This is a genomic window from Cellulomonas septica (assembly GCF_012396155.1).
GTDB lineage: Bacteria > Actinomycetota > Actinomycetes > Actinomycetales > Cellulomonadaceae > Cellulomonas > Cellulomonas septica.
Genome location: NZ_JAAXOY010000607.1, coordinates 1 through 2,176, shown reverse-complemented (window position 1 = coordinate 2,176; position 2,176 = coordinate 1). Strand labels below are relative to the sequence as shown.

At 75.1% G+C, this 2,176-nt stretch carries 1 protein-coding gene and 3 pseudogenes; 3 read left to right on the top strand and 1 reads right to left on the bottom strand.

Annotated features, from left to right (window positions below):
• Positions 1 to 2: 2 nt before the first annotated feature.
• A pseudogene (locus HGA02_RS17200) lies at positions 3 to 113 on the top strand (LacI family DNA-binding transcriptional regulator); the annotation flags it as partial.
• Positions 95 to 1,042, top strand: a pseudogene (locus HGA02_RS17195) (coproporphyrinogen-III oxidase family protein); the annotation flags it as partial. The pseudogenes HGA02_RS17200 and HGA02_RS17195, both read left to right, overlap by 19 nt.
• Positions 1,043 to 1,228: 186 nt before the next feature.
• Here the strand turns inward: HGA02_RS17195 and HGA02_RS17190 are convergent.
• Positions 1,229 to 1,756: pseudogene (locus HGA02_RS17190) on the bottom strand (ATP-binding cassette domain-containing protein); the annotation flags it as partial.
• Positions 1,757 to 1,849: 93 nt separating this feature from the next.
• Between HGA02_RS17190 and HGA02_RS17185 the strand changes: the two are divergent.
• On the top strand, positions 1,850 to 2,176 hold a 327-nt coding region (locus tag HGA02_RS17185), incomplete at its 3' end, for a helix-turn-helix transcriptional regulator (RefSeq protein WP_168680415.1).

Sequence of the window (2,176 nt, the reverse complement as noted above, 5' to 3'; positions counted from 1 at the left end):
CGATCGCGGTCGTCTCGTACGCCCTGAACGGTCGACCCGGCGTCTCGGCCGCCACGCGTGAGCGCGTGCTCCGCGTCGCCGACGAGTTCAACTGGCGACCGAGCGCGGCGGCGGTGCCAGCCAGACGTCCTACGCGTCGACCGCCCTCGCCGAGGTCGACCTCGCCGGGCGCGTCCTCGCCGCGGCCGGGCTGCCCGCGCGGCCCGTCTCGACGGTGTTCGTCGGCGGCGGGACGCCCACCGTGCTCCCGGTCGACGACCTCGCGCGTCTGCTGGGCGGCGTCCGCGACACGTGGGGCCTCGCGCCGGACGTCGAGGTGACGACCGAGGCCAACCCCGACTCGGTGACGCCCGAGTCGCTCGCCGGGCTCGCGGCTGCCGGCTTCACGCGCGTCTCGTTCGGCATGCAGTCCGCGGTGCCGCACGTCCTCGCGACGCTCGACCGCACGCACGACCCGCGCCGCATCCCCGACGTCGTCCGCTGGGCCCGCGACGCCGGCCTCGCGGTCTCGCTCGACCTCATCTACGGCACGCCCGGCGAGTCCCTCGACGACTGGCGCACGAGCGTCGAGACGGCCCTCGCGACCGGCGTCGACCACGTGTCCGCGTACGCGCTCGTCGTCGAGGAGGGCACGCGCATGGCGGTCCAGGTCCGCCGCGGCGACCTGCCGCCGACGGACCCCGACGACCAGGCCGCGAAGTACGAGCTCGCGGACGACCTGCTCGCCGCCGCCGGGCTCGGCTGGTACGAGGTCAGCAACTGGGCGCGCACGCCCGCCGACGCGTGCCGGCACAACCTCGCGTACTGGCGCGGCGACGACTGGTGGGGGATCGGGCCGGGCGCGCACAGCCACGTCGGGGGCGTGCGCTGGTGGAACGTCAAGCACCCCCGGGCGTACGCCGACCGTCTGGCCCGTGGCGTGAGCCCTGCCGCCGGTCGCGAGACCGTCGACGGGGAGTCGGCGGCGCTCGAGCGCCTCATGCTGGGTGTCCGCATGGCCGAGGGACTGCCGATCGCCGACCTGCCGGCCGACGCCCGCCGCGACCTCGAGCACCAGCCGGTCGCCCGCGAGGGTGCGCTTGAGACCGTCCGCGGTGTCGTCCGCGATGACGCGACCGTGGTCCACGACGACGACGCGCTCCGCCATCGTGTCGGCCTCGTCGAGGTAGTGCGTCGTGAGGACGATCGTCATGTCGCGCTCGGCGCGCAGCCGCAGGATGTGGTCCCACAGGTTCGCGCGCGTCTGCGGGTCGAGCCCGGTGCTGGGCTCGTCGAGGAACAGCAGGCGCGGCGCGTGCACGAGGCCGAGCGCGACGTCGAGCCGGCGGCGCTGGCCGCCCGACAGGTCGGACACCTTGCGGCGCGCGAGCGGGCGCAGGTCGAGCGCGTCGAGCAGGTCGTCGGCACGGCGGCGCGCGGTGCGCGCGTCGAGTCCGTAGATGCGGCCCTGCGCGACGATCTCGTCGGCGGCGCGCTGCACGTGCCCGGCGCCGTTGCCCTGCCCGACGTAGCCGATGTTGCGGCGGACCGTCGCGGGGTCGGTCGTGATGTCGGCGCCCGCGACGGTCGCGGTGCCGGCCATCGGGCGGATGAGCGTCGTGAGCATGCGCATGGTGGTCGTCTTGCCGGCGCCGTTCGGGCCGAGCACGGCGACGAGCTCGCCGGGCGCGACGTCCAGGTCGATGCCGCGCACGGCGTGCACGGTCTCGGTGCGGCTGACCACGAAGTCCTTCGTGAGCCCGCGGGTGCGGATCATGGGCCTCTCCCCTGTCGTCCGGATCGGTACGTCACCCATGCTTCCGCCGGTAGCGGTCAGATCCTGTCCGCTACCTCATGGCAGTCTGGGCAGATGTCGACGCCGTCCGCCCGCCTGCTGTCCCTGCTGTCGCTGCTGCAGTCCCGCCGCGACTGGCCGGGCGACGTGCTCGCCGACCGGCTCGGCGTCAGCCCTCGCACGGTGCGGCGCGACGTCGACCGCCTGCGCGACCTCGGCTACCCCGTCCACGCGACCAAGGGGCCCGACGGCGGGTACCGGCTCGACGCCGGGAGCCAGATGCCGCCGCTGCTGCTCGACGACGAGCAGGTCGTGGCGCTCGTCGTCGCGCTGCGCACCGCGTCGACCGGGATCGCGGGCGTCGACGAGGCGGCCCTGCGCGCCCTCACCACCGTCCGTCAG